The sequence below is a fragment of the Pseudomonas sp. DWRC2-2 genome (assembly GCF_049897885.1).
Lineage (GTDB): Bacteria > Pseudomonadota > Gammaproteobacteria > Pseudomonadales > Pseudomonadaceae > Aquipseudomonas > Aquipseudomonas azotoformans_A.
Map to the genome: position 1 here is coordinate 240511 of NZ_JAFCXD010000003.1, position 20512 is coordinate 261022.

22 protein-coding genes are annotated in these 20512 nt (G+C 61.6%); 11 read left to right on the forward strand and 11 right to left on the reverse strand.

Annotation, left to right across the window (positions count from 1 at the left end):
- Positions 1 to 8: 8 nt before the first annotated feature.
- The 3 genes from ACP7EW_RS16395 to ACP7EW_RS16405 form a co-directional block, all read right to left on the reverse strand.
- Positions 9 to 803, reverse strand: coding sequence for a thiazole synthase (locus ACP7EW_RS16395; RefSeq protein WP_016976029.1), 795 nt, complete (start codon positions 801 to 803; stop codon positions 9 to 11).
- 52 nt (positions 804 to 855) lie between these two features.
- Positions 856 to 1056 carry a sulfur carrier protein ThiS gene (gene thiS / locus ACP7EW_RS16400; RefSeq protein ID WP_015886354.1) on the reverse strand — a complete coding sequence of 67 codons (201 nt, stop codon included), beginning with the start codon at positions 1054 to 1056 and terminating at the stop codon, positions 856 to 858.
- A 71-nt stretch (positions 1057 to 1127) separates the two neighbouring features.
- Positions 1128 to 1505, reverse strand: a complete 378-nt coding sequence (locus ACP7EW_RS16405) for a DUF423 domain-containing protein (RefSeq protein ID WP_105697151.1) — start codon at positions 1503 to 1505, stop codon at positions 1128 to 1130.
- Between the two features lie 74 nt (positions 1506 to 1579).
- Here ACP7EW_RS16405 and mtgA point away from each other — a divergent pair, with 74 nt between their 5' ends.
- A complete protein-coding gene (gene mtgA / locus ACP7EW_RS16410; protein WP_016976027.1) occupies positions 1580 to 2302 on the forward strand; it encodes a monofunctional biosynthetic peptidoglycan transglycosylase in 723 nt (240 codons plus the stop codon).
- Positions 2303 to 2370: 68 nt separating this feature from the next.
- On the opposite strand, the gene rpoH is transcribed toward mtgA, so the two are convergent.
- The 4 genes from rpoH to ftsY form a co-directional block, all read right to left on the reverse strand.
- Positions 2371 to 3225 carry an RNA polymerase sigma factor RpoH gene (rpoH, locus tag ACP7EW_RS16415; RefSeq protein ID WP_016972967.1) on the reverse strand — a complete coding sequence of 285 codons (855 nt, stop codon included), beginning with the start codon at positions 3223 to 3225 and terminating at the stop codon, positions 2371 to 2373.
- 129 nt (positions 3226 to 3354) lie between these two features.
- Positions 3355 to 4380, reverse strand: coding sequence for a permease-like cell division protein FtsX (ftsX, locus tag ACP7EW_RS16420; protein ID WP_033897048.1), 1026 nt, complete (start codon positions 4378 to 4380; stop codon positions 3355 to 3357).
- A complete protein-coding gene (gene ftsE, locus ACP7EW_RS16425; protein ID WP_003234627.1) occupies positions 4377 to 5048 on the reverse strand; it encodes a cell division ATP-binding protein FtsE in 672 nt (223 codons plus the stop codon). Before ftsE ends, ftsX begins: the two co-directional genes overlap by 4 nt.
- A complete protein-coding gene (ftsY, locus tag ACP7EW_RS16430) occupies positions 5045 to 6385 on the reverse strand; it encodes a signal recognition particle-docking protein FtsY (RefSeq protein ID WP_426218365.1) in 1341 nt (446 codons plus the stop codon). The genes ftsE and ftsY overlap by 4 nt, the downstream gene beginning before the upstream one ends.
- A gap of 231 nt (positions 6386 to 6616) precedes the next feature.
- On the opposite strand from ftsY, the gene ACP7EW_RS16435 reads away from it, so the two are divergent.
- From ACP7EW_RS16435 to ACP7EW_RS16450, 4 genes are read left to right on the forward strand one after another with little or no spacing between them, the layout of a single operon-like run.
- Positions 6617 to 7972, forward strand: coding sequence for a M16 family metallopeptidase (locus ACP7EW_RS16435; RefSeq protein WP_426218367.1), 1356 nt, complete (start codon positions 6617 to 6619; stop codon positions 7970 to 7972).
- Complete coding sequence (locus ACP7EW_RS16440; protein WP_426218369.1) at positions 7965 to 9455, forward strand: M16 family metallopeptidase; 1491 nt, start codon at positions 7965 to 7967, stop codon at positions 9453 to 9455. Before ACP7EW_RS16435 ends, ACP7EW_RS16440 begins: the two co-directional genes overlap by 8 nt.
- Positions 9455 to 10063 (forward strand): 16S rRNA (guanine(966)-N(2))-methyltransferase RsmD, encoded by a 609-nt coding sequence (gene rsmD, locus ACP7EW_RS16445; RefSeq protein ID WP_033897044.1) that lies wholly within the window; start codon positions 9455 to 9457, stop codon positions 10061 to 10063. The genes ACP7EW_RS16440 and rsmD overlap by 1 nt, the downstream gene beginning before the upstream one ends.
- Positions 10064 to 10120: 57 nt before the next feature.
- A complete protein-coding gene (locus ACP7EW_RS16450) occupies positions 10121 to 11113 on the forward strand; it encodes a hydrolase (RefSeq protein ID WP_426218371.1) in 993 nt (330 codons plus the stop codon).
- Here the strand turns inward: ACP7EW_RS16450 and ACP7EW_RS16455 are convergent.
- Entirely contained in the window at positions 11100 to 11954 is an 855-nt protein-coding gene (locus tag ACP7EW_RS16455) for a sulfurtransferase (protein ID WP_426218374.1), read from the reverse strand. The two genes, ACP7EW_RS16450 and ACP7EW_RS16455, sit on opposite strands and share 14 nt — an antisense overlap.
- 34 nt (positions 11955 to 11988) lie before the next feature.
- Positions 11989 to 12660, reverse strand: coding sequence for a TetR/AcrR family transcriptional regulator (locus ACP7EW_RS16460; protein ID WP_010207263.1), 672 nt, complete (start codon positions 12658 to 12660; stop codon positions 11989 to 11991).
- A 144-nt stretch (positions 12661 to 12804) separates the two neighbouring features.
- Between ACP7EW_RS16460 and ACP7EW_RS16465 the strand changes: the two genes are divergently transcribed.
- From ACP7EW_RS16465 to ACP7EW_RS16485, 5 genes are all read left to right on the forward strand, one after another.
- Positions 12805 to 14232, forward strand: a complete 1428-nt coding sequence (locus tag ACP7EW_RS16465; RefSeq protein ID WP_426218376.1) for a coniferyl aldehyde dehydrogenase — start codon at positions 12805 to 12807, stop codon at positions 14230 to 14232.
- Between the two features lie 28 nt (positions 14233 to 14260).
- Positions 14261 to 14806: a twin-arginine translocation pathway signal protein gene (locus ACP7EW_RS16470; RefSeq protein WP_426218378.1), complete on the forward strand. Its 546-nt coding sequence runs from the start codon at positions 14261 to 14263 to the stop codon at positions 14804 to 14806.
- A gap of 38 nt (positions 14807 to 14844) precedes the next feature.
- Positions 14845 to 16440, forward strand: a complete 1596-nt coding sequence (locus ACP7EW_RS16475; protein ID WP_426218380.1) for a GMC family oxidoreductase N-terminal domain-containing protein — start codon at positions 14845 to 14847, stop codon at positions 16438 to 16440.
- 103 nt (positions 16441 to 16543) lie between these two features.
- The gene (gene coaD / locus ACP7EW_RS16480) at positions 16544 to 17023 is read left to right on the forward strand and encodes a pantetheine-phosphate adenylyltransferase (protein WP_003176711.1); all 480 of its coding nucleotides are present in this window, start codon (positions 16544 to 16546) and stop codon (positions 17021 to 17023) included.
- Positions 17024 to 17125: 102 nt separating this feature from the next.
- Positions 17126 to 17377, forward strand: a complete 252-nt coding sequence (locus tag ACP7EW_RS16485) for a YfhL family 4Fe-4S dicluster ferredoxin (RefSeq protein ID WP_017139475.1) — start codon at positions 17126 to 17128, stop codon at positions 17375 to 17377.
- On the opposite strand, the gene mutM is transcribed toward ACP7EW_RS16485, so the two are convergent.
- Complete coding sequence (gene mutM / locus ACP7EW_RS16490; RefSeq protein WP_016976014.1) at positions 17374 to 18186, reverse strand: bifunctional DNA-formamidopyrimidine glycosylase/DNA-(apurinic or apyrimidinic site) lyase; 813 nt, start codon at positions 18184 to 18186, stop codon at positions 17374 to 17376. The two genes, ACP7EW_RS16485 and mutM, sit on opposite strands and share 4 nt — an antisense overlap.
- Positions 18187 to 18207: 21 nt before the next feature.
- Positions 18208 to 19020, reverse strand: coding sequence for an HDOD domain-containing protein (locus ACP7EW_RS16495; RefSeq protein WP_177002757.1), 813 nt, complete (start codon positions 19018 to 19020; stop codon positions 18208 to 18210).
- 187 nt (positions 19021 to 19207) lie between these two features.
- On the opposite strand from ACP7EW_RS16495, the gene ACP7EW_RS16500 reads away from it, so the two are divergent.
- Positions 19208 to 20404, forward strand: a complete 1197-nt coding sequence (locus ACP7EW_RS16500) for a class I SAM-dependent rRNA methyltransferase (protein ID WP_033897037.1) — start codon at positions 19208 to 19210, stop codon at positions 20402 to 20404.
- Positions 20405 to 20512: the final 108 nt, after the last annotated feature.

Sequence of the window (20512 nt, forward strand, 5' to 3'; positions counted from 1 at the left end):
AATGGCTCTTACTTGATCAGACCATCCAGCGGCGAGGAGGCGCTGGCGTAGAGTTTTTTCGGCATACGACCGGCGAGGTAGGCCAGGCGGCCCGCGACGATGGCGTGGTTCATGGCTTGCGCCATCATGATCGGCTGCTGGGCGTGGGCGATGGCCGAGTTCATCAGCACCGCATCGCAGCCCAGCTCCATGGCGATGGTCGCGTCGGAGGCGGTGCCCACGCCGGCATCCACCAGCACCGGAATCTTGGCTTCTTCAAGGATGATCTGCAGGTTGTACGGATTGCAGATACCCAGGCCGGAACCGATCAGGCCGGCCAGCGGCATGACGGCGATGCAGCCGATTTCTGCCAGTTGGCGCGCGATGATCGGGTCATCGCTGGTGTAGACCATCACGTCGAAGCCTTCCTTGACCAGGGTTTCGGCGGCCTTGAGGGTTTCGATCACGTTGGGGAACAGGGTTTTCTGGTCGGCCAGCACTTCCAGCTTCACCAGGTTATGGCCGTCGAGCAGCTCACGCGCCAGGCGGCAGGTGCGCACGGCTTCGATGGCGTCGTAGCAACCGGCAGTGTTCGGCAGGAAGGTGTAGCGATCCGGCGACAGCACTTCGAGCAGGTTCGGCTCGCCTTCGATCTGGCCCAGGTTGGTGCGGCGCACGGCGAAGGTGACGATCTCGGCGCCCGAGGCTTCGATGGCCAGGCGGGTTTCTTCCATGTCGCGGTACTTGCCGGTGCCGACCAGCAGACGGGACTGGAAGGTACGACCGGCCAGGACGAAGGGCTTGTCGCTACGAACGATGCTCATGGGAAATCCTCGAAATGGGGTGAGGTTCTGCAGAATTCAGGAAGCAGCGCGACTAGCCGCCGCCGATGGCGTGGACCACTTCGACCTGGTCACCTTCGGTGAGCGCAGTTTCGGCGTGCAGGCTACGCGGGACGATATCCAGGTTGAGTTCCACTGCGACACGACGCCCGGTCAGGTCCAGACGGGTCAGCAGGGCCGCAACGGTTTCACCGTCGGGCAGTTCAAAGGATTCGCCGTTCAACTGAATGCGCATGCCACGGGCCGCCATCGTTTTAAGGGGCCCGCATTCTAGCCCGATTGACGTTGCCGGCCCAAGCCCCTTGGTCAGGCGGCCTGCAGGCGCCATGCCGCCAGACCGAGGAAAAACCAACCTAAAAGGAACGCCAGCCCACCAAACGGCGTGATGATGCCTAGCTTGCTGAAACCTGTCAGCGTCAGCACATACAGGCTGCCGGAGAACAACAGGATACCGACAGTAAACGAGATGCCCGCCCAGCTGACCAACCGGCCAGGAATATGCGCCGCCAGCAACGCCACACCGAACAACGCCAGGGTATGCACCAGTTGGTAGGTCACGCCGGTATGGAAGATCGCCAGGTACTCGGCGCTCAAGCGGTTTTTCAGGCCATGGGCGGCGAACGCGCCGAGCGCGACACCGGTGAAGCCGAAAAAGGCAGCCAACATCAGAAAGCCACGCAACATGAGGAACTCCAGTCAGACTCAAAGGGCCGGGTCTGTATAATGGCCCGCTCAACGGGTTCGGCCAAGCCATCTCTATGCTGCGTCTCCTCTTCAAACGCTTTCTCAACGTCGTGAAATGGTTTGCCATCGGCAGTGTGCTGCTGGTGTTGCTGTTTCGTGTCGTCCCGCCGCCGTTCACCGCGCTGATGGTGGAACGCAAGGTTGAATCCTGGTTCGACGGCGAACCCATTGACCTGCAGCGCAGCTGGGTGCCGTGGGATGAGATCTCCGACGACCTTAAAGTGGCGGTGATGGCCGGCGAAGACCAGCGCTTCCCGCAGCATTGGGGTTTTGACTTCGGTGCGATCCAGGCGGCGATCCTGCACAACGAGCGCGGCGGCTCGATTCGCGGCGCCAGTACCTTGAGCCAGCAGGTGTCGAAGAACCTGTTCCTGTGGGCCGGCCGCAGTTATTTGCGCAAAGGCCTGGAAGCCTGGTTCACCGGCTTGATCGAGGTGTTGTGGCCCAAACAGCGGATTCTTGAGGTGTATCTCAACAGTGTTGAGTGGGATGAGGGGGTGTTTGGCGCGGAAGCGGCGGCTCGGCATCACTTCGGCGTGAGTGCCAAGGGGTTATCGCGCCAGCAGGCCAGCTATCTGGCGGCAGTGTTGCCTAACCCTCGGGTGTGGAGTGCCAGTCATCCGACGGCGTATGTGGCGCGGCGCGCGGCGTGGATTCGGCAGCAGATGAGTCAGCTGGGTGGGGATGGCTATTTGGTCGAACTGAACAACTCGCGCAAAGCACCATGGTCTGACTGATCCTAAGTCCCAAACAAAAAATGCCCCGACCTTTCGATCGGGGCATTTTTTTGTCTTTTCGCTGCGTTTTAGGCGGCGATCGACAACTTCAGCTTGTTCATCGCGCTTTTCTCAAGCTGACGAATCCGCTCGGCCGACACGTTGTACTTCTGCGCCAGGTCGTGCAGCGTGGCTTTGTCTTCCGCCAGCCAGCGCTGGTAGAGGATGTCACGGCTGCGGTCGTCCAGCACTTCCAGCGCTTCGTGCAGGTTGTGGTTGGAGTTGTCGCTCCAGTCCGCATCCTCCAGTTGACGCGCCGGGTCGTACCGGTGGTCTTCCAGGTAGTTGGCAGGCGATTGGAAGGCGCTGTCGTCGTCCGCTTCGGCGGCCGGGTCGAAGGCCATGTCATGGCCGGTCAAACGGCTTTCCATCTCGCGGACTTCACGGGGCTCCACACCGAGGCTTTCGGCCACGCGGTGGACTTCCTCATTATTCAGCCACGCCAGGCGTTTTTTCTGGCTGCGCAGGTTGAAGAACAACTTGCGCTGGGCCTTGGTGGTCGCCACTTTCACGATGCGCCAGTTGCGCAGGATGAACTCGTGGATTTCCGCCTTGATCCAGTGCACAGCAAACGACACCAGACGCACACCCATTTCCGGGTTGAAGCGTTTCACAGCCTTCATCAGGCCAACGTTGCCTTCCTGGATCAGGTCAGCCTGGGCCAGGCCGTAGCCGCTGTAGCTACGGGCGATATGTACAACAAAACGCAGGTGGGCGAGCACCATCTGCCGAGCCGCCCCCAAATCCTGCTCATAGTAGAGACTCTCGGCCAGTTCACGCTCCTGCTCGGGCGTCAGCAATGGAATGCTGTTGACCGTGTGCACATAGGCTTCCAGGTTCGCACCCGGGACCAAGGCATAAGCAGGTTGCAAAGAAGTGGTCATACGAAAAAACCTCCGACTCACATAACTCGTGCAGTGAAGCACTGCGAAAATTGACCGGGAACCGTAGGACAAGTTCCCTAAACCACCAATACGGTCAATACAAACGAAACCACATTAATCTGACATTAACTACTTCGGTGCCAACTCGCGTAAATGACGAGCGACCGCAATCCAAGCACCGATATACCCCAACAATACCGCGCCAAGCAAGAGACTCAGACCATCGGCTACCGGCACACCGGCCAGCGCAAAATCACTGCCGTAGAGTCCGGCCAGCCCGACCACCGCGTCGTTCAGCCAGTCCAGGCCGAAAGCCAGCACGCCCCAGGACAAAATCCCGGCACCAAAGCCATAAAGCGCGCCCATGTACAGAAAAGGACGACGCACATAGCTGTCCGTGCCGCCGACCAGTTTAATCACTTCTATCTCGGTGCGACGGTTTTCAATATGAAGACGAATGGTATTACCTATCACCAAAAGTAATGCAGACACCAACAGCACCGTCAGGCCGAACACAAAGCGGTCGCCCAGCTTGAGGATCGCCGCCAGGCGCTCTACCCAGACTAGATCAAGTTGCGCCTGTTGCACCTTGGGCATCTCTGCGAGTTTTTGTCGCAGGGCTTCCAGCGCCGGCTTGTCGACTTCATTCGGCGTCACCAGCACCACGCCCGGCAGCGGGTTCTGTGGCAGCTCTTTAAGCGCCTCGCCCAGGCCGGATTGTTGCTGGAACTCTTCAAGGGCCTGGTCGCGGCTGATGTACTCGGCATCCGCCACACCTGGGATGTTCTTGATGTCGTCGCGCAACGCTTCGCCGTCTTTGGCGCTGGCGTCGATGTTCAGGTACAGCGAGATCTGCGCCGCGCGCTGCCAGGAACCGCCGAGGCGCTCCACATTATTGAGCAGCAGCGACAACCCCATCGGCAGGCTCAGGGCGACTGCCATCACCAGGCAGGTGAAAAAGCTGCCGATCGGCTGCTTGCCCAGGCGGCGCAGGCTGTCGACCAGGCTGGCGCGATGGCTTTCGACCCAGGCGCGCAGCAACGTGCTGAAGTCCGGGCCGTCATCGTCGTGATCGTGTTTTTTCTTCGGTGGTTGCGGATCGGCCGGTTTCGGCGCCACGCGCTCGGACACTTTAGGGCTGCGGGTCGCACTCATACGCCAGCCTCCCCGTCACCGATCAAGCGGCCGCGTTGCAAGGTGAGCATGCGATGGCGCATACGCGCGATCAGCGCCAGGTCGTGACTGGCAATCAGCACGCTGGTGCCCAGGCGGTTAATGTCTTCGAACACCCCCATGATCTCGGCCGCCAGGCGCGGGTCGAGGTTACCGGTAGGTTCGTCCGCCAGCAGCAGGGCCGGGCGATGGACGATGGCGCGGGCGATGCCGACGCGCTGTTGCTGGCCGGTGGACAGGTCGCCGGGATAGAGGTCGGTCTTGTCCGACAGCGCCACACGCTCCAGGGCCGAATCCACGCGCTTGACGATCTCGGCCTTGGACAGCCCGAGGATCTGCAACGGCAACGCCACGTTATTGAACACGGTGCGGTCGAACAGCAACTGGTGGTTCTGGAACACTACGCCGATCTGGCGGCGCAGGAACGGAATCTGCGCATTGCTAATGGTGGCCAGGTCCTGGCCCGCCAGCAACAACTTGCCGGTAGTCGGGCGTTCCATGGCCAGCAGCAGGCGCAACAGGGTACTTTTGCCGGCACCGGAGTGCCCGGTTACAAACAGAAACTCGCCGCGACGCACTCGAAAGCTCAGCTCATGCAAGCCCACATGCCCGTTGGCATAGCGTTTACCGACCTGCTCGAATCGAATCATGAACGCTCCCGCTCGGCAAACAGTGCCTGTACAAAGGGTTCGGCTTCAAAGGTGCGCAGGTCGTCGATGCCTTCACCGACGCCGATGTAACGAATCGGCAACCCGAACTGTTTGGCCAGGGCAAAGATCACGCCGCCCTTGGCCGTGCCGTCGAGCTTAGTCAATGCCAGGCCGGTCAGTTGCACCGTCTGGTTGAATTGTTTGGCCTGGCTGATGGCGTTCTGGCCCGTGCCCGCGTCAAGCACCAACAGAACCTCGTGCGGCGCGTCTGCATCGAGCTTGCCGATCACGCGACGGACTTTCTTCAGCTCTTCCATCAGGTTGTCTTTGGTGTGCAGGCGACCGGCGGTATCGGCGATCAACACGTCGATGTTGCGGGCCTTGGCGGCTTGCACGGCGTCGAAGATCACCGAAGCGGAATCCGCGCCAGTGTGCTGGGCGATCACCGGGATCTTGTTGCGCTCGCCCCACACCTGCAACTGTTCAACCGCTGCGGCGCGGAAGGTGTCACCGGCGGCCAGCATGACTTTCTTGCCTTCGGATTGCAGCTTCTTGGCCAGCTTGCCAATAGTGGTGGTCTTGCCAGCGCCGTTGACGCCCACTACCAGGATCACGAACGGCTTGTTCGGGGTGATCACCAGCGGTGCCTCAACAGGCTTGAGCATGGCGGCCAGCTCGGCCTGCAGGGATTTGTACAGCGCATCGGCGTCCGTCAGCTGCTTGCGCGCGACCTTCTGGGTGAGGCTCTGGATGATCACAGCGGTGGCTTCAACGCCCACGTCGGCGGTGAGCAGACGGGTTTCGATGTCTTCCAACAGTTCGTCATCGATGACTTTTTTGCCGAGGAACAGGCTGGCCATGCCTTCGCCGATGCTGGCGCTGGTCTTGCTCAGGCCTTGCTTGAGGCGTGCGAAGAAGCCGGTCTTGCTGGTTTCGACGGCAGCTGCCACGGGTTCCGGCTCGATCACCGCGGGCGCAGCGACCTCGACCACAGCCGGAATCGGCGGAGTCACGTGCTCAGCCTGCACATCTTCGACCAGGGCCACGGGCTCTTCGGCCACCGGCAGTTCAAGCCACGGCTTGTGCTCTGGTTCTGGCTCAGGCTCTGGCTCAGCTTCGACCACCGGCTGCAACACCGGCTCGGCCATCGGCAACACCACCGGTTCCGGAGCTTGCGCGACCGGTTCGGCTTCTACTATAGGCTCAGGGATGGGTTCAGGCTGAACCGGCGGCTGTTCGTCGACGGTTTCCTGCGGCTTTTTGCGCAGCCATCCGAACAGGCCTTTTTTCTCGCCAGCCGCAGCTGGGGTCTTCTTGTCGTCGTTGGAACCAAACATGGAGACGGCTATCTCAAGGTAGCGACGCGCCAGTAGGCGCGTCGGTAAATAAAATTCGATGCGTAACAGACTGTTTTTTAGCCAGCTCGTTCATGCGCAACATTTTGAAGGCCAAAATAGGGCCTCAACAAGACAGCCGCAGTGGCCGTCACTCAGTCGGATCAGTATCCTAGCACCTCCTCGCCCGCCGACGCTAAGACCAAGCGGGCAGCCCAACAGGTTTAAAAACGAATGAATGCTCTAGCCCGCCGCGCCGCAGGCCTGCTGTTCAGCACAGTTTGTCTGCCTCTTTCAGCCTTGGCTGCCGACCCACAACCCACCCATGAATTCACCCTGGATAACGGCCTGAAGGTGGTCGTACGCGAAGATCATCGCGCGCCTGTGGTGGTTTCCCAGGTCTGGTACAAGGTCGGTTCGAGCTACGAAACCCCGGGCCAGACCGGTTTGTCCCACGCCCTGGAACACATGATGTTCAAGGGCAGCGCCAAAGTCGGCCCCGGCGAAGCCTCGCTGATCCTGCGCGACCTGGGCGCCGAAGAGAACGCCTTCACCAGCGACGATTACACCGCCTACTACCAAGTACTGGCCCGTGATCGCCTGGGCGTCGCCTTCGAGCTGGAAGCCGACCGCATGGCCAGCCTGCGCCTGCCGGCCGACGAGTTCAGCCGCGAAATCGAGGTCATCAAAGAGGAGCGCCGCCTGCGCACCGACGATAACCCAATGTCCAAGGCCTACGAGCGCTTCAAGGCCATGGCCTTCCCGGCCAGCGGCTACCACACGCCGACCATCGGCTGGATGGCCGACCTGGACCGCATGAAGGTCGAAGAGCTGCGCCACTGGTACCAATCCTGGTACGTGCCGAACAATGCCACCTTGGTGGTGGTCGGTGACGTTACCCCGGACGAGGTGAAAAGCCTGACCCAGCGCTACTTTGGCCCGATTCCCAAGCGTGACGTGCCACCGGCCAAGATCCCGATGGAACTGGCCGAGCCCGGCGAGCGCCTGCTGACCATGAAAGTGCAGACCCAACTGCCGAGCGTGATCCTGGGCTTCAACGTGCCAGGCCTGGCCACCGCAGAAGACAAGCGATCGGTACAGGCCCTGCGCCTGATCTCGGCGTTGCTGGACGGCGGCTACAGTGCACGGATCTCCGAACAGTTGGAGCGCGGTGAAGAGCTGGTCTCTGCCGCCTCCACCAACTACGACGCCTACACCCGTGGCGACACCCTGTTCATGCTGACTGCCACGCCCAATCAGCAGAAGAAAAAGACCGTCGCCCAAGCTGAAGCCGGCCTGTGGCGCCTGCTGGAAGAGCTGAAGGCCAAGCCGCCGACCGCCGAAGAACTGGAACGTATCCGCGCCCAGGTCATTGCCGGTCTGGTCTACCAGCGTGATTCCATCACCAGCCAGGCCACGGCCATTGGCTCCCTCGAGACCGTGGGCCTGTCCTGGAAACTGATGGACACCGAGCTTGCCGACCTGCAAAGCGTGACCCCGGAAGACATCCAGAAAGCCGCGCGCACCTATTTCACCCGCGAACGTCTCAGCGTCGCCCATGTCTTGCCTCTGGAGACCGCTCATGAGTGATCGCAAAAGCAGCCGCCTGATTTTCCCCGGCCTCATCGTTGTCACCCTGATCGCCGCCACTGCCGTGTATTTCCTGCGCCCGAGCGACTCTGTCGCCAGCCCGGCGCTGGAAAAAGCCCAGTCGAGCAACAAACTGCAATCCCTGGCAGAGCTGGACGACAAGGCACCGACCAACCGCAAGCTCGACGTACAGACCTGGAACACTGCCGAAGGCGCCAAGGTGCTGTTCGTCGAAGCCCATGAGCTCCCGATGTTCGACGTGCGCATCCTGTTCGCCGCCGGCAGCAGCCAGGACGGCAACGTGCCGGGCCTGGCGCTGATGACCAACGCCATGCTCAACGAAGGCGTGCCGGGCAAGGATGTCAGCCAGATCGCCCGTGATTTCGAGGGCCTGGGCGCGGATTTTGGCAATGGCGCGTACCGCGACATGGCGCTGGTGTCCCTGCGTAGCCTCAGCGACAGCGATAAACGTGACGCCGCCCTGAGCCTGTTTGACCAGGTGATCGGCAAGCCGACCTTCCCCGCCGATTCCCTGGCGCGGATCAAGAACCAGATCCTTGCCGGCTTCGAGTACCAGAAGCAGAACCCCGGCAAGCTGGCGAGCCTTGAGTTGTTCAAGCGCCTGTACGGCGATCACCCTTACGCACACCCGAGCGAAGGCACGCCAGAGAGCGTTCCGAAGATTACCCTGGCGCAGTTGCAGGCATTCCATGCCAAGGCATATGCGGCCGGCAACGCGGTGATCGCGGTGGTGGGTGACCTGACCCGCGCCGAGGCCGAAGCCATCACCGGCAAGATTTCCGCCTCGCTGCCTAAAGGCCCGGCCTTGCCGAAGATCGCCCAGCCAACCGAGCCCAAGCCGGGTTTGAACCGCATCGAGTTCCCGTCCAAGCAGACGCACCTGCTGTTCGCCCAGCTGGGCATCGACCGTGCCGACCCGGACTATGCGGCTTTGTCCCTGGGTAACCAGATCCTTGGCGGCGGTGGTTTCGGCACCCGCCTGATGAGCGAAGTGCGTGAAAAACGCGGCCTGACCTACGGCGTGTACTCCGGCTTTTCACCGATGCAGGTGCGCGGCCCGTTCATGATCCAGCTGCAGACCCGCGCCGAAATGAGCGGCGGCACCCTGCGCCTGGTGGAAGACGTGGTGAAGGACTACCTCGACAACGGCCCGACGCAAAAGGAACTGGATGACGCGAAGCGCGAGCTGGCTGGCAGCTTCCCGCTGTCGACCGCGAGCAACGCCGACATCGTCGGGCAGCTGGGTGCGATGGGTTTCTACGACCTGCCGCTGACCTATCTGGAAGATTTCATGAAACAATCCCAGGCCCTGACCGTAGAGCAGGTCAAGGCTGCCATGAACAAACACTTGAGCGCCGACAAGATGGTCATCGTGACCGCCGGCCCGACGATTGCGCAAAAGCCACTACCGCCCCCCACTGATAAACCCGCCGAGCAGCCGCTCGGGGTTCCGGAGCATTAATGGCCAGTTCATCTCGCCCGAAAAAACCTGTCCACAACGTGCATAACGGTGTGGGCCAGCTGCGCATCATTGGCGGCGAATGGCGCAGCCGCAAGCTGAGCTTCCCCGACGTGGTAGGCCTGCGCCCGACGCCGGACCGCGTGCGTGAAACCCTGTTCAACTGGCTCGCACCGTACATCGCGGGCGCCAAGGTGCTGGACCCGTTTGCTGGCAGTGGCGCGTTGTTTCTGGAGTCGCTGTCCCGTGGCGCCGCCCAGGCTCAGGCGCTGGATGCGAGCAATATTGCAGTCTCCAGCCTCAAGGAACACCTGGGCACCCTGCGCTGCACCAATGGCCAGGTGCAAACCGCCGACGCGCTGCGCTATCTGGAAACCCAGCCAGCCAGCCCGTTCGACGTGGTATTCCTCGACCCGCCGTTCAACCAGAACCTGCTGCCGACCGTGTGCACGCTGCTGGAAGAGCGTCAGTGGCTGGCGCCGGATGCATGGATCTACACTGAAAGCGAGACCGCGCCTTCGACCCTGGGCCTGCCGGCAAGCTGGCGCCTGCATCGGGAGCAGAAGTCCGGGCGGGTGTATTACGCATTGTGGCATCGCAGCGTCGCCTGACCCCTGTTTATGCAGGCCAGGCTGACTGTGCTGATCGGGCTTGCCCCAGAGACTTGCATGAACCTTTGCACTAATACCTTCACCCCCGCCTTCGGCCTCGGCAACCCCCACCTGCAAACACTGTGGGGGCCGCTGTGGCGTCCCACCACCCACATCGACCGCCAACGCGAACGCCTGTGGCTGGAGGACGGCGATTTCCTCGACCTCGACTGGCATGGCCCCCACGACGCGCAAGCGCCGTTGGTGCTGGTGCTGCACGGGCTGACTGGTTCATCCAATTCGCCCTACGTGGCCGGCCTGCAAAAAGCCCTGGCTGCGCAAGGCTGGGCCAGCGCCGCGTTGAACTGGCGTGGCTGCTCGGGCGAGCCGAACTTGTTGGCGCGCAGCTATCACTCGGGTGCCAGCGAAGACCTCGCGGCGGCGATTGCCCATCTGCACGCAAAACGGCCGTTGGCGCCGCTGTATGCCGTGGGTTATTCGCTGGGCGGCAATGTGCTGCTCAAGCATCTGGGCGAAACCGGCGCGGCATCGGGGTTGCAAGGTGCCGCGGCGGTGTCGGTGCCGTTTCGCCTGGACCAGTGTGCAGACCGTATCGGCCTGGGCTTTTCGCGGGTGTATCAGAAGCACTTCATGCGTGAAATGCTGGCGTATATCCGCGTCAAGCAGCGGCGCTTTCTGCAGGACGGCCAGGCAGATGGGCTCAAAACCCTGGAAGCCTTGGGCTCACTGGAAAAGATGCGTACGTTCTGGGATTTCGATGGCCGGGTGACGGCGCCGCTCCACGGTTTTTTGAGTGCCGAGGACTATTACCGTCGTGCGTCGAGCCGCTATTACCTGGGCGAGATCCGCACGCCAACCCTGGTCATCCAGGCCGCCGATGACCCGTTTGTGTTCGCCCACAGCCTGCCCGAGGCCAGTGAACTGTCGGCGTGCACAGAGTTTGAGCTGCAGGCCAAGGGCGGGCATGTCGGTTTTGTCGACGGGACCCTCAAGCGCCCCGGTTATTACCTGGAGCGCCGTATTCCCGCCTGGTTGCTCAGTCGCCGGTAGCGATTGCCCGCGCCGGATCAGTAATCCACTCACTCCATGACCCCGCGTACAACTTGCCCAATGGGTAACCCGCCAGACTCAGGGCAAACAGGTTGTGGCAAGCCGTCACGCCGGAACCGCAATACGCCACCAGTTCATCCGGCGAGCGACCTTGCAGTTGCGCGGCGAAGCGCTGCTTGAGCTGTTCAGCCGGCAGGAAGCGGCCGTCCGCGCCCAGGTTTTCGTTGAAGGCCGCACATTGCGCGCCTGGGATGTGCCCGGCGATCGGGTCAATCGGCTCCACTTCGCCACGAAAGCGTGGTTGAGCGCGGGCATCGATCAGCGTCAATCCCGGCTGGCCCAGGCGTTTTTGCAGGTGTTCGGCGTCCAGCAACAAGCGGTTGTCCGGTGTACCGGCAAACGTCCCAGGCTCAACCAGCGGCGCGTCCAGGCTCAGCGGGAAACCTGCGGCGTGCCAGACCTTGAGGCCGCCATCCAGGATAAACACGCCATCGCGCTTGCCCAGCCAGGCCAACAGCCACCAAGCGCGCGCGGCATAGGCGCCGGGGCCGTCGTCATACAGCACGATTTCGGTATCTGCGCTGATGCCCCACGCCCGCAATTGTTGAACCAAGGTGTCCGCCGCTGGCAATGGGTGACGACCGGTGACGCCCTTGGTCACCGGGCCACTGAGGTGTCGCTCCAGGTCGGCGTATTGCGCGCCTTCGATATGCCCTTCGGCATAGCTGCAACGCCCGTAGTCCGGGTCTTCCAAGGCAAAACGGCAATCCAGGATCACCACCCCGCCGGCCTTCTGGCGCTCGGCCAGTTGCTGGGGGCTGATCAGTTGGGCAAGCGGCATGACGGACTCCTAGTGAACAGATTCGGGAAAGGTCCTACTTCACTTCTTCCAATGCCTGATTCAACGGCACGTAAAACTCTTTGAACAATGCATCCACGGCGTCTTTGGCTTGAGGGGTGACAAACCCGGCCTCCAGCACCAGTACCTGATACACCCCACGCTTGATCGCCTCGGCGCTCAAATGGGCAGAGTTTTCATTGGTGGTGCACAAGAAACGCACCCAGGAGGTGAGGATGATCCAGGCGTTGAGGGTCAGGGCTTCGGTTTGCACCGGGTCCATATTGAGGATGCCGGCGTCGACGAACCCTTGGTAAATAGCCCCGCCCTGGGTCAGGCAGCGCTGGGAAAAGCGCCGATAGCCGGTGGCCAGTTCGGGGTCACTTTCCAACAGGTGTTCGAGGTCGCGGTGCAGGAAACGGTAGCGCCACATGCCGGCCAGCACGGCCTGCAGGTAGAAACGCTTGTCTTCGACGGTGACGGCACGGCCTTGGGGCGGGCGCAGGAAACTGTCCACCAGCGCTTCATATTCGCGAAACAGCACGGCGATGATCGCCTGCTTGTTGGGGAAGTGGTAGTACAGGTTGCCCGGCGAAATTTCCATATGGGCGGCGATGTGGTTGGTGCTCACACTGCGCTCGCCCTGCTGGTTAAAAAGCTCCAGGCTGGTTTGCACAATGCGCTCGCTGGTCTTTACTCGTGGTGCCATAGGGGATCAGCTTCTGTACACGTGATGGAGCATCTTACGGCCTAATCTTGCGAGGATAAATCCGCAACTGCGTAATGATATTTGACAATTTAGAGCAATGACTCTAAAAATCCAGGCAGACCTATAACAATCGGGAACGCCGCCATGTCTGCCAACGTTGCCTATCTGCAAGATTCCCAGGTGCTGGACCAGCTCCAAGATCTGTTCGACACCCAGCGCCGTGCCTACGCCGCCAACCCGATGCCGCCGGCCGCACAACGCCAGCAATGGCTCAAGGCCCTGCGCGACCTGCTCAGCGATGAGCGCCAGGCGCTGATCAACGCAATCAGCCAGGATTTCAGCCACCGCAGCGCTGACGAAACCCTGTTCGCCGAGCTGATGCCCAGCCTGCACGGCATTCACTACGCCAGCAAACACCTCAAGGGTTGGATGAAACCTTCCCGTCGCGCCGTAGGCATTGCCTTCCAGCCCGCGTCAGCCAAAGTCATCTATCAACCCCTGGGCGTGGTCGGCGTGATCGTGCCCTGGAACTACCCGTTGTACCTGGCCATCGGACCGCTGGTCGGCGCATTGGCGGCGGGTAACCGGGTGATGCTCAAGCTCAGCGAGTCGACACCCGCTACCGGCGAGTTGCTCAAGTCGCTGCTGGCGAAAATCTTCCCCGAGGATCTGGTGTGCGTGGTGCTGGGCGAGGCCGAAGTCGGCATGGCGTTCTCCAAGCTGCCCTTCGATCACCTGCTGTTTACCGGCGCCACCAGCATTGGCAAGCATGTGATGCGTGCAGCCGCCGAACACCTCACGCCGGTCACCCTGGAATTAGGTGGCAAGTCGCCCGCCATCGTGTCCGCCGATGTACCGCTCAGGGACGCCGCCGAACGCATCGCCTTCGGCAAAGCGCTGAACGCGGGGCAAACCTGCGTGGCCCCGGACTACGTGTTGGTGCCGGAAGATCGCGTCGAGGGTTTCGTCGAGGCCTACACCCAGGCCGTTCGCGGGTTCTATCCGACCCTGGTCGACAACCCGGACTACACGGCCATCATCAACGAACGACAACTGGCCCGGCTCAATGCCTACGTCAAGGACGCCACCGACAAAGGCGCCACCTTGATTCCGCTGTACGACCAAGGCCAGGCGCGGCGCATGGCCCACAGCCTGTTGTTGAATGTCAGCGATGACATGACCGTGATGCAGGACGAAATCTTCGGCCCGGTGCTGCCGATCGTGCCCTATCGCGGCATAGACCAGGCCTTCGCCTACATCAACCAACGCCCTCGCCCACTGGCCCTGTATTACTTCGGCTACAACAAGGGCGAGCAGGACCGTGTGCTCCACGAAACCCATTCCGGCGGCGTCTGCCTGAACGACACCTTGCTGCATGTGGCCCAGGACGATATGCCGTTCGGCGGCATCGGCCCGTCGGGCATGGGCCATTACCACGGCCACGAAGGCTTCCTTACCTTCAGCAAAGCCAAAGGCGTGCTGGTGAAACAGCGCCTGAACGCGGCGAAGTTGATCTATCCGCCATACGGCAATTCGATCCAGAAGTTGATCCAGAAGCTGTTCGTCCGCTGAAACCGCCACCCACGGGATAACAATAACAATGAACCCTAGCCTGACTGAAACACCCGCGCTGTCGCGGCGCGGCGTCCTGAAAATCGGCCTGTGCGCCGGCGCCTTCCTGGCTACCGCCGGGCTGGGCGCCAGCCTCAGTGGTTGTTCCAGCAGCACACCGGCAAGCGGTTTCGTGATGTTGCGCAGCAGTGACCTGCCGTTCCTGCGCGCCGTGATCCCGGTGCTGCTGGAAGGTGTGGCCAGTGCCCAGGCCGTTGCCAGCGGCATTGAAGACACTCTCAAGAAACTCGACTTCAGCCTGCAACGCCTGTCGCCGGAGATGTTCAAGCTCACCCAGCAACTGTTCGACGTGTTGGGCATGGCCATCACCCGTGGCCCGCTGACCGGGATCTGGGGCAGCTGGGAAAACGCCAGCAGCGAGCAGATCCGCAACTTCTTGCACCGCTGGGAAAACAGCTACCTCAACCTGCTGCGCATGGGCCAGGGCTCGCTGCTTAAGCTGGTGATCATGGCCTGGTACTTCCAGCCGGCGTCCTGGGCCCATTGCGGTTACCCCGGCCCGCCGAAAATTTGAATCGCCTCCCCCCACAATAAAAACTAGAGACGACCCTGATGCCCGTACCCGATCCCTTCCGCGACGGCATGGCCCGTGGCTGGAAAACCCACAATGGCGCCGCCCTCGACAACGACCTGATTCTGGAAGCTGACGTGGCGATCATCGGCAGCGGCGCCGGTGGCGGCACCACCGCCGAAGTCCTCAGCGCCGCCGGCTTCAAGGTGCTGCTGATCGAAGAAGGCCCGCTCAAGACCAGCAGCGATTTCAAACTGCTTGAGGACGAGGCCTACACCAGCCTGTATCAGGAGGGCATCGGCCGCATGAGCAAGGATGGCGCGATCACCATCCTTCAGGGCCGTGCAGTGGGCGGCACGACGCTGATCAACTGGACGTCGAGCTTCCGTACCCCGGACGCCACCCTGAGCCACTGGGCCAGCGAATATGCGGTGAAGGGACATAGCAGCGCCGAAATGGCACCGTGGTTCGAAAAGATGGAGCAGCGCCTGGGCATCGCGCCTTGGGCTCTGCCGCCTAACCCCAACAACGATGTGATCCGCAAAGGCTGCGAGAAGCTCGGCTACAGCTGGCACGTGATCCCGCGCAATGTGCGCGGCTGCTTCAACCTGGGGTACTGCGGCATGGGTTGCCCGGTCAATGCCAAGCAGTCGATGTTGGTAACCACGATTCCGTCCACCCTGGAAAAGGGCGGCGAACTGCTCTACCTGGCCCGCGCCGAACGCCTGATCTACAGCGGCGACACGATCAGCAGCCTGGAATGCGTGGCCATGGATAACCTGTGCGTGACGCCGACTGGCCGCAAGATCACAGTGAAGGCCAAGCACTATGTGCTCTCCGGGGGCGGTATCAACAGCCCGGCGTTGCTGATGCGCTCGGACGCTCCAGACCCGCACAAACGGTTGGGAAAACGCACCTTCCTGCACCTGGTGAATTTTTCCGCTGGGTTGTTCGACGAGGTGATCAACCCGTTCTACGGCGCGCCGCAGTCAATCTATTCCGACCATTTCCAGTGGCAGGATGGTACCACTGGCAAAATGTCTTACAAGCTGGAGGCGCCGCCCTTACATCCTGCGCTGGCCAGTACGTTGCTCGGTGGTTATGGCACCCAGAACGCCCTGGACATGAGCCAATTGCCCAATACCCACGCGATGCTGGCGCTGCTGCGCGATGGTTTCCACCCCGACAGCCCCGGCGGCAGCGTGGAGTTGCGCGGTGATGGTACGCCGGTGCTCGACTATCAAGTGTCGGACTACGCCTGGGATGGCTTGCGCCGTGCGTTCCACAGCATGGCGGAGATCCAGTTCGCCGCGGGCGCCAAGTCGGTCAAGCCGCTGCATCACGATGCGCGCTACGTGAAAACACTGGGCGAAGCCCGAACGATGATCGAGGAGCTCAACCTGGAATTGCACCGCACCTGTCTGGGCAGCGCACATGTGATGGGCGGTTGTGCCATGGGTGAGGACCCGAAAAATGCAGTGGCCGACAGCCTTGGTCGCCACCACCAATTGCGCAACCTGTCGATCCACGACGGGTCTTTATTCCCCACCAGCATTGGGGCCAATCCACAATTATCGGTGTACGGTTTGACCGCCCAACTGGCGACAGCATTGGCCGAACGTCTGAAAACGGCATGAAAAAACGCGCGATTAGCGGTATGTATCTACATAAGTCGACTTGGCCGACCGGGATGGCTGCGATACCATCCGGTTCCCCAACGGACTCCGCCAGGACGACGCGATGAACCGAGTGTTGTACCCAGGAACCTTCGACCCGATTACCAAAGGCCATGGCGATCTGGTCGAACGTGCCTCACGCTTGTTCGACCATGTGATCATCGCGGTCGCAGCCAGCCCCAAGAAAAACCCGCTGTTTCCCCTGGAACAGCGCGTGGAACTGGCGCGTGAGGTCACCAAGCACCTGCCCAACGTGGAAGTGGTGGGCTTTTCGACGCTGCTGGCGCATTTCGCCAAAGAGCAGAACGCCAATGTGTTCCTGCGCGGCCTGCGTGCGGTGTCGGACTTCGAATACGAATTCCAGCTGGCCAACATGAACCGTCAGTTGGCGCCGGACGTGGAAAGCCTGTTCCTCACCCCGTCGGAACGTTATTCGTTCATTTCCTCGACGTTGGTCCGTGAAATCGCCGCTTTGGGCGGGGATATCACCAAGTTCGTGCATCCGGCTGTAGCAGATGCGCTGACGCTGCGCTTCAAGAAGTAACACCGTTCAATCGGCGCCTGCTCGCACTGCGGGCGCCAATGCGGCACAATTGCGCGCATTAGTTTTCAGATGCCTTGGCTGACGGCCCTGGCAGGAGTTTCCATGTCCCTGATCATCACCGACGATTGCATCAACTGCGACGTCTGCGAACCCGAGTGCCCGAACGCCGCGATTTCCCAGGGCGAAGAGATCTACGTGATCGACCCCAACCTGTGCACCCAGTGCGTCGGCCACTACGACGAGCCTCAGTGCCAGCAAGTGTGCCCGGTGGATTGCATCCCGCTGGATGAAGCCCATCCGGAAACGGAAGAACAGTTGATGGCCAAGTACCGGTTGATTACCGGTAAAGCCTAAGACTGGCACTTGGGGCAAAACACGCTCGCGCGTTGCCCCAGCACCACATTGCGCAACTCGCTCCCGCAGACCTTGCACGCCTCGCCGCCCCGGCCATAGACAAACAGTTCCTGCTGGAAATACCCCGGCTGCCCGTCGCCGCCGATAAAGTCGCGCAGCGTGGTGCCGCCGCGCTCGATGGCAGCCGCCAGCACGCGCTTGATCTCGATTGCCAGCTTCAAGTAACGCGCCCGCGAAATGCCGCCCGCCTCACGACGCGGGTCGATCCCCGCCGCAAACAGCGCCTCCGTCGCGTAGATATTGCCCACGCCCACCACCACCGCGTTGTCCATGATGAACGGCTTCACCGCCATCGAACGGCCACGGGACAGTTGGAACAACCGCTCGCCATCAAACAGATCCGTCAACGGCTCCGGCCCCAGGCGGATCAGCAGCTCGTGGTTGTGCGGGTCCTGGCTCCAGAGCATCGCGCCGAAACGCCGAGGGTCGGTGTAACGCAGGGCCAGCCCCGACTCCAACTCGATGTCCACATGCTCATGCTTGGCCGCCGGCATACCGACCTCCACCAGGCGCAGGTTGCCCGACATGCCCAAGTGGCTGATCAAAGTGCCCACTTCGGCATTGATCAGCAGGTACTTGGCCCGCCGCTCCACCAGCACGATGCGCTGCCCGGACAGGCGCACATCGAGGTCTTCCGGGATCGGCCAGCGCAGGCGCCGTTCACGCACGACTACGCGGCTGACCCGCTGGCCTTCCAGGTGTGGCGCGATGCCGCGCCGGGTGGTTTCGACTTCGGGTAACTCGGGCATGTGTACCTCTTGAAGAAAGGGTCAGTGGGCGCCCAGCTCGCGGATCGACAACTTCATGCTTTCGAAGTCGTAGTCCGACAGGCCCACGTAGTCCAACACCAGATGGCCGATGGCATTCCATTCATGGTCCACCGCCTGGTTGCCCAGCACGCGATAGGACGAGCAGATGTGCTCGGCCATCTTCAGGATCGCCAGCAGATTTTTCAGCTGCGAATTGCGCGACGACTCATCGCTGAACACCGCCAAGGCGTTGTGGTGGTTGGCGATGGCGTCGGTCACGTGCTCCGGCAAGCGCCAGGACTTGGCGGTGTAGTAACCGACCACGGCGTGGTTGGTGTTGAACGCATTGTTCTCGGTGTCGACCACGCGGCAGTCGGGGCCGGCATTGGCATACGCTTGCTCCAGTACCGACATGTAGTTGGGGAAACGCTTGAGCATCAGCGGCACGCCGCAATCGTGGAACAGGCCCAGGGCATAAGCCTCGTCCACCGCTTGGGCGCCGGTGCGCTTGGCCAGGGTCAGGCAGGTCATCGCCACATCCTGGGCGGTGTCCCAGAAGCGGTTGAGGGTGACGATGGTGTCGTCGCTCATTTCGCCCTTGATCGACAGCGCGTTGATCAGGTTGATGATCGAACGGCTGCCCAGCAGGTTCACCGCGCGCTGGATCGAGGCGATCTTGTTGCTCAGGCCGAAATACGACGAGTTGACGATCTTCAGCAACGCGCCGGACAAGCCTGGGTCCTGGGCGATCAGCCGGGCGATCACTTCCAGGTCCGGATCGGGCATGTACTGCTCCATCTGCAAATCCACCATGATTTGCGGTTGAGGCGGCACGCTGATGCCTTGCAGGGCCTGTTGGATCTGTTCGGCGGAAAGCTCTTGGGACATAAGTACACACTCTGGGCTAGGCGGGGATTCTAACCCTTATCCGCCGTATGCCGACACCTTCCCGCACATCCGGCTACCCGGCCATTTCCTACACAACAGGGTATACTCCCGCTCTTTTTTCCGGAGCGACGTCATGTCCCTGCCAAGCCTGCGTCTCAAAGCCAACGCCGATCGTCGTTTGCGCAACGGCCACCTGTGGGTCTACAGCAACGAAATCGACGTGGCCGCCACCCCACTCCACGGCTTCCAGGCAGGCGACCAGGCTATCCTGGAAGCGGCCGGCGGCAAGACCCTGGGCATCGTGGCCATGAGCCCGAACAACCTGATCTGCGCCCGCCTGCTGTCGCGCGACATCAAGCTGCCGTTGGACAAGTCGCTGCTGGTGCACCGCCTGAACGTCGCCCTGTCCCTGCGTGATCGCCTGTTCGACAAGCCGTTCTACCGCCTGGTCTACGGCGATTCCGACCTGTTGCCAGGCCTGGTGGTCGACCGTTTCGGCGACATCCTCGTGGTGCAGATCGCCTCGGCGACCATGGAAGCCCATAAAGAAGACGTGATCGCCGCGCTGACCCAAGTGCTCAAGCCGAGCGGCATTCTGTTCAAGAACGACTCCGCCGCGCGCGACGCCGAAGGCCTCAACCGCTACGTCGAAACCGTGTTCGGCCTGGTGCCGGAGTGGGTTGCGCTGGAAGAAAACGGTGTGAAATTCGAAGCGCCGGTGATCCAGGGCCAGAAAACCGGCTGGTTCTACGACCACCGCATGAACCGCGCACGCCTGGCCCCGTATGCCAAAGGCAAGCGCGTACTCGACCTGTACAGCTACATCGGCGGCTGGGGCGTGCAAGCTGCGGCCTTCGGCGCCAGTGAAGTGTTCTGCGTCGACGCCTCCGCCTTCGCCCTCGACGGCGTGGAGCGCAACGCCGCGCTGAACGGCTTTGCCGAGAAGATGACCTGCATCGAAGGCGACGTGTTCGAAGCCTTGAAAGAACTGAAAGCCAGCGAAGAACGCTTCGACGTGATCGTCGCCGACCCACCGGCCTTCATCAAACGCAAAAAAGACATGAAGAACGGCGAAGGCGCCTACCGCCGCCTCAACGAGCAAGCCATGCGCCTGCTCAGCAAGGACGGCATCCTGGTCAGTGCATCGTGCTCCATGCACTTGCCGGAAGACAGCCTGCAAAACATCCTGCTGACCAGCGCCCGTCACCTCGACCGCAATATCCAGATGCTGGAGCGCGGTGGCCAGGGTCCCGATCATCCGGTTCACCCTGCGATCGACGAGACGCGTTACATCAAGAGCATTACGTGCCGGTTGCTGCCGAATAGCTGATGCCGTTGGCCTGTAGGCGCTTTAGGGCTCCTACAGGCTTTTAAGAAAGCTCGTACCGCTCCAGTCTTTGACTTTCCCTTACATAAACTTGATCCTCGACCGCCTCAC

Coding starts and splice junctions, on each gene's coding strand:
- ACP7EW_RS16395 (WP_016976029.1), bottom strand. CDS start 803: ATGAGCATCGTTCGTAGCGACAAGCCCTTCGTCCTGGCCGGTCGTACC.
- thiS (WP_015886354.1), bottom strand. CDS start 1,056: ATGCGCATTCAGTTGAACGGCGAATCCTTTGAACTGCCCGACGGTGAA.
- ACP7EW_RS16405 (WP_105697151.1), bottom strand. CDS start 1,505: ATGTTGCGTGGCTTTCTGATGTTGGCTGCCTTTTTCGGCTTCACCGGT.
- mtgA (WP_016976027.1), top strand. CDS start 1,580: ATGCTGCGTCTCCTCTTCAAACGCTTTCTCAACGTCGTGAAATGGTTT.
- rpoH (WP_016972967.1), bottom strand. CDS start 3,225: ATGACCACTTCTTTGCAACCTGCTTATGCCTTGGTCCCGGGTGCGAAC.
- ftsX (WP_033897048.1), bottom strand. CDS start 4,380: ATGAGTGCGACCCGCAGCCCTAAAGTGTCCGAGCGCGTGGCGCCGAAA.
- ftsE (WP_003234627.1), bottom strand. CDS start 5,048: ATGATTCGATTCGAGCAGGTCGGTAAACGCTATGCCAACGGGCATGTG.
- ftsY (WP_426218365.1), bottom strand. CDS start 6,385: ATGTTTGGTTCCAACGACGACAAGAAGACCCCAGCTGCGGCTGGCGAG.
- ACP7EW_RS16435 (WP_426218367.1), top strand. CDS start 6,617: ATGAATGCTCTAGCCCGCCGCGCCGCAGGCCTGCTGTTCAGCACAGTT.
- ACP7EW_RS16440 (WP_426218369.1), top strand. CDS start 7,965: ATGAGTGATCGCAAAAGCAGCCGCCTGATTTTCCCCGGCCTCATCGTT.
- rsmD (WP_033897044.1), top strand. CDS start 9,455: ATGGCCAGTTCATCTCGCCCGAAAAAACCTGTCCACAACGTGCATAAC.
- ACP7EW_RS16450 (WP_426218371.1), top strand. CDS start 10,121: ATGAACCTTTGCACTAATACCTTCACCCCCGCCTTCGGCCTCGGCAAC.
- ACP7EW_RS16455 (WP_426218374.1), bottom strand. CDS start 11,954: ATGCCGCTTGCCCAACTGATCAGCCCCCAGCAACTGGCCGAGCGCCAG.
- ACP7EW_RS16460 (WP_010207263.1), bottom strand. CDS start 12,660: ATGGCACCACGAGTAAAGACCAGCGAGCGCATTGTGCAAACCAGCCTG.
- ACP7EW_RS16465 (WP_426218376.1), top strand. CDS start 12,805: ATGTCTGCCAACGTTGCCTATCTGCAAGATTCCCAGGTGCTGGACCAG.
- ACP7EW_RS16470 (WP_426218378.1), top strand. CDS start 14,261: ATGAACCCTAGCCTGACTGAAACACCCGCGCTGTCGCGGCGCGGCGTC.
- ACP7EW_RS16475 (WP_426218380.1), top strand. CDS start 14,845: ATGCCCGTACCCGATCCCTTCCGCGACGGCATGGCCCGTGGCTGGAAA.
- coaD (WP_003176711.1), top strand. CDS start 16,544: ATGAACCGAGTGTTGTACCCAGGAACCTTCGACCCGATTACCAAAGGC.
- ACP7EW_RS16485 (WP_017139475.1), top strand. CDS start 17,126: ATGTCCCTGATCATCACCGACGATTGCATCAACTGCGACGTCTGCGAA.
- mutM (WP_016976014.1), bottom strand. CDS start 18,186: ATGCCCGAGTTACCCGAAGTCGAAACCACCCGGCGCGGCATCGCGCCA.
- ACP7EW_RS16500 (WP_033897037.1), top strand. CDS start 19,208: ATGTCCCTGCCAAGCCTGCGTCTCAAAGCCAACGCCGATCGTCGTTTG.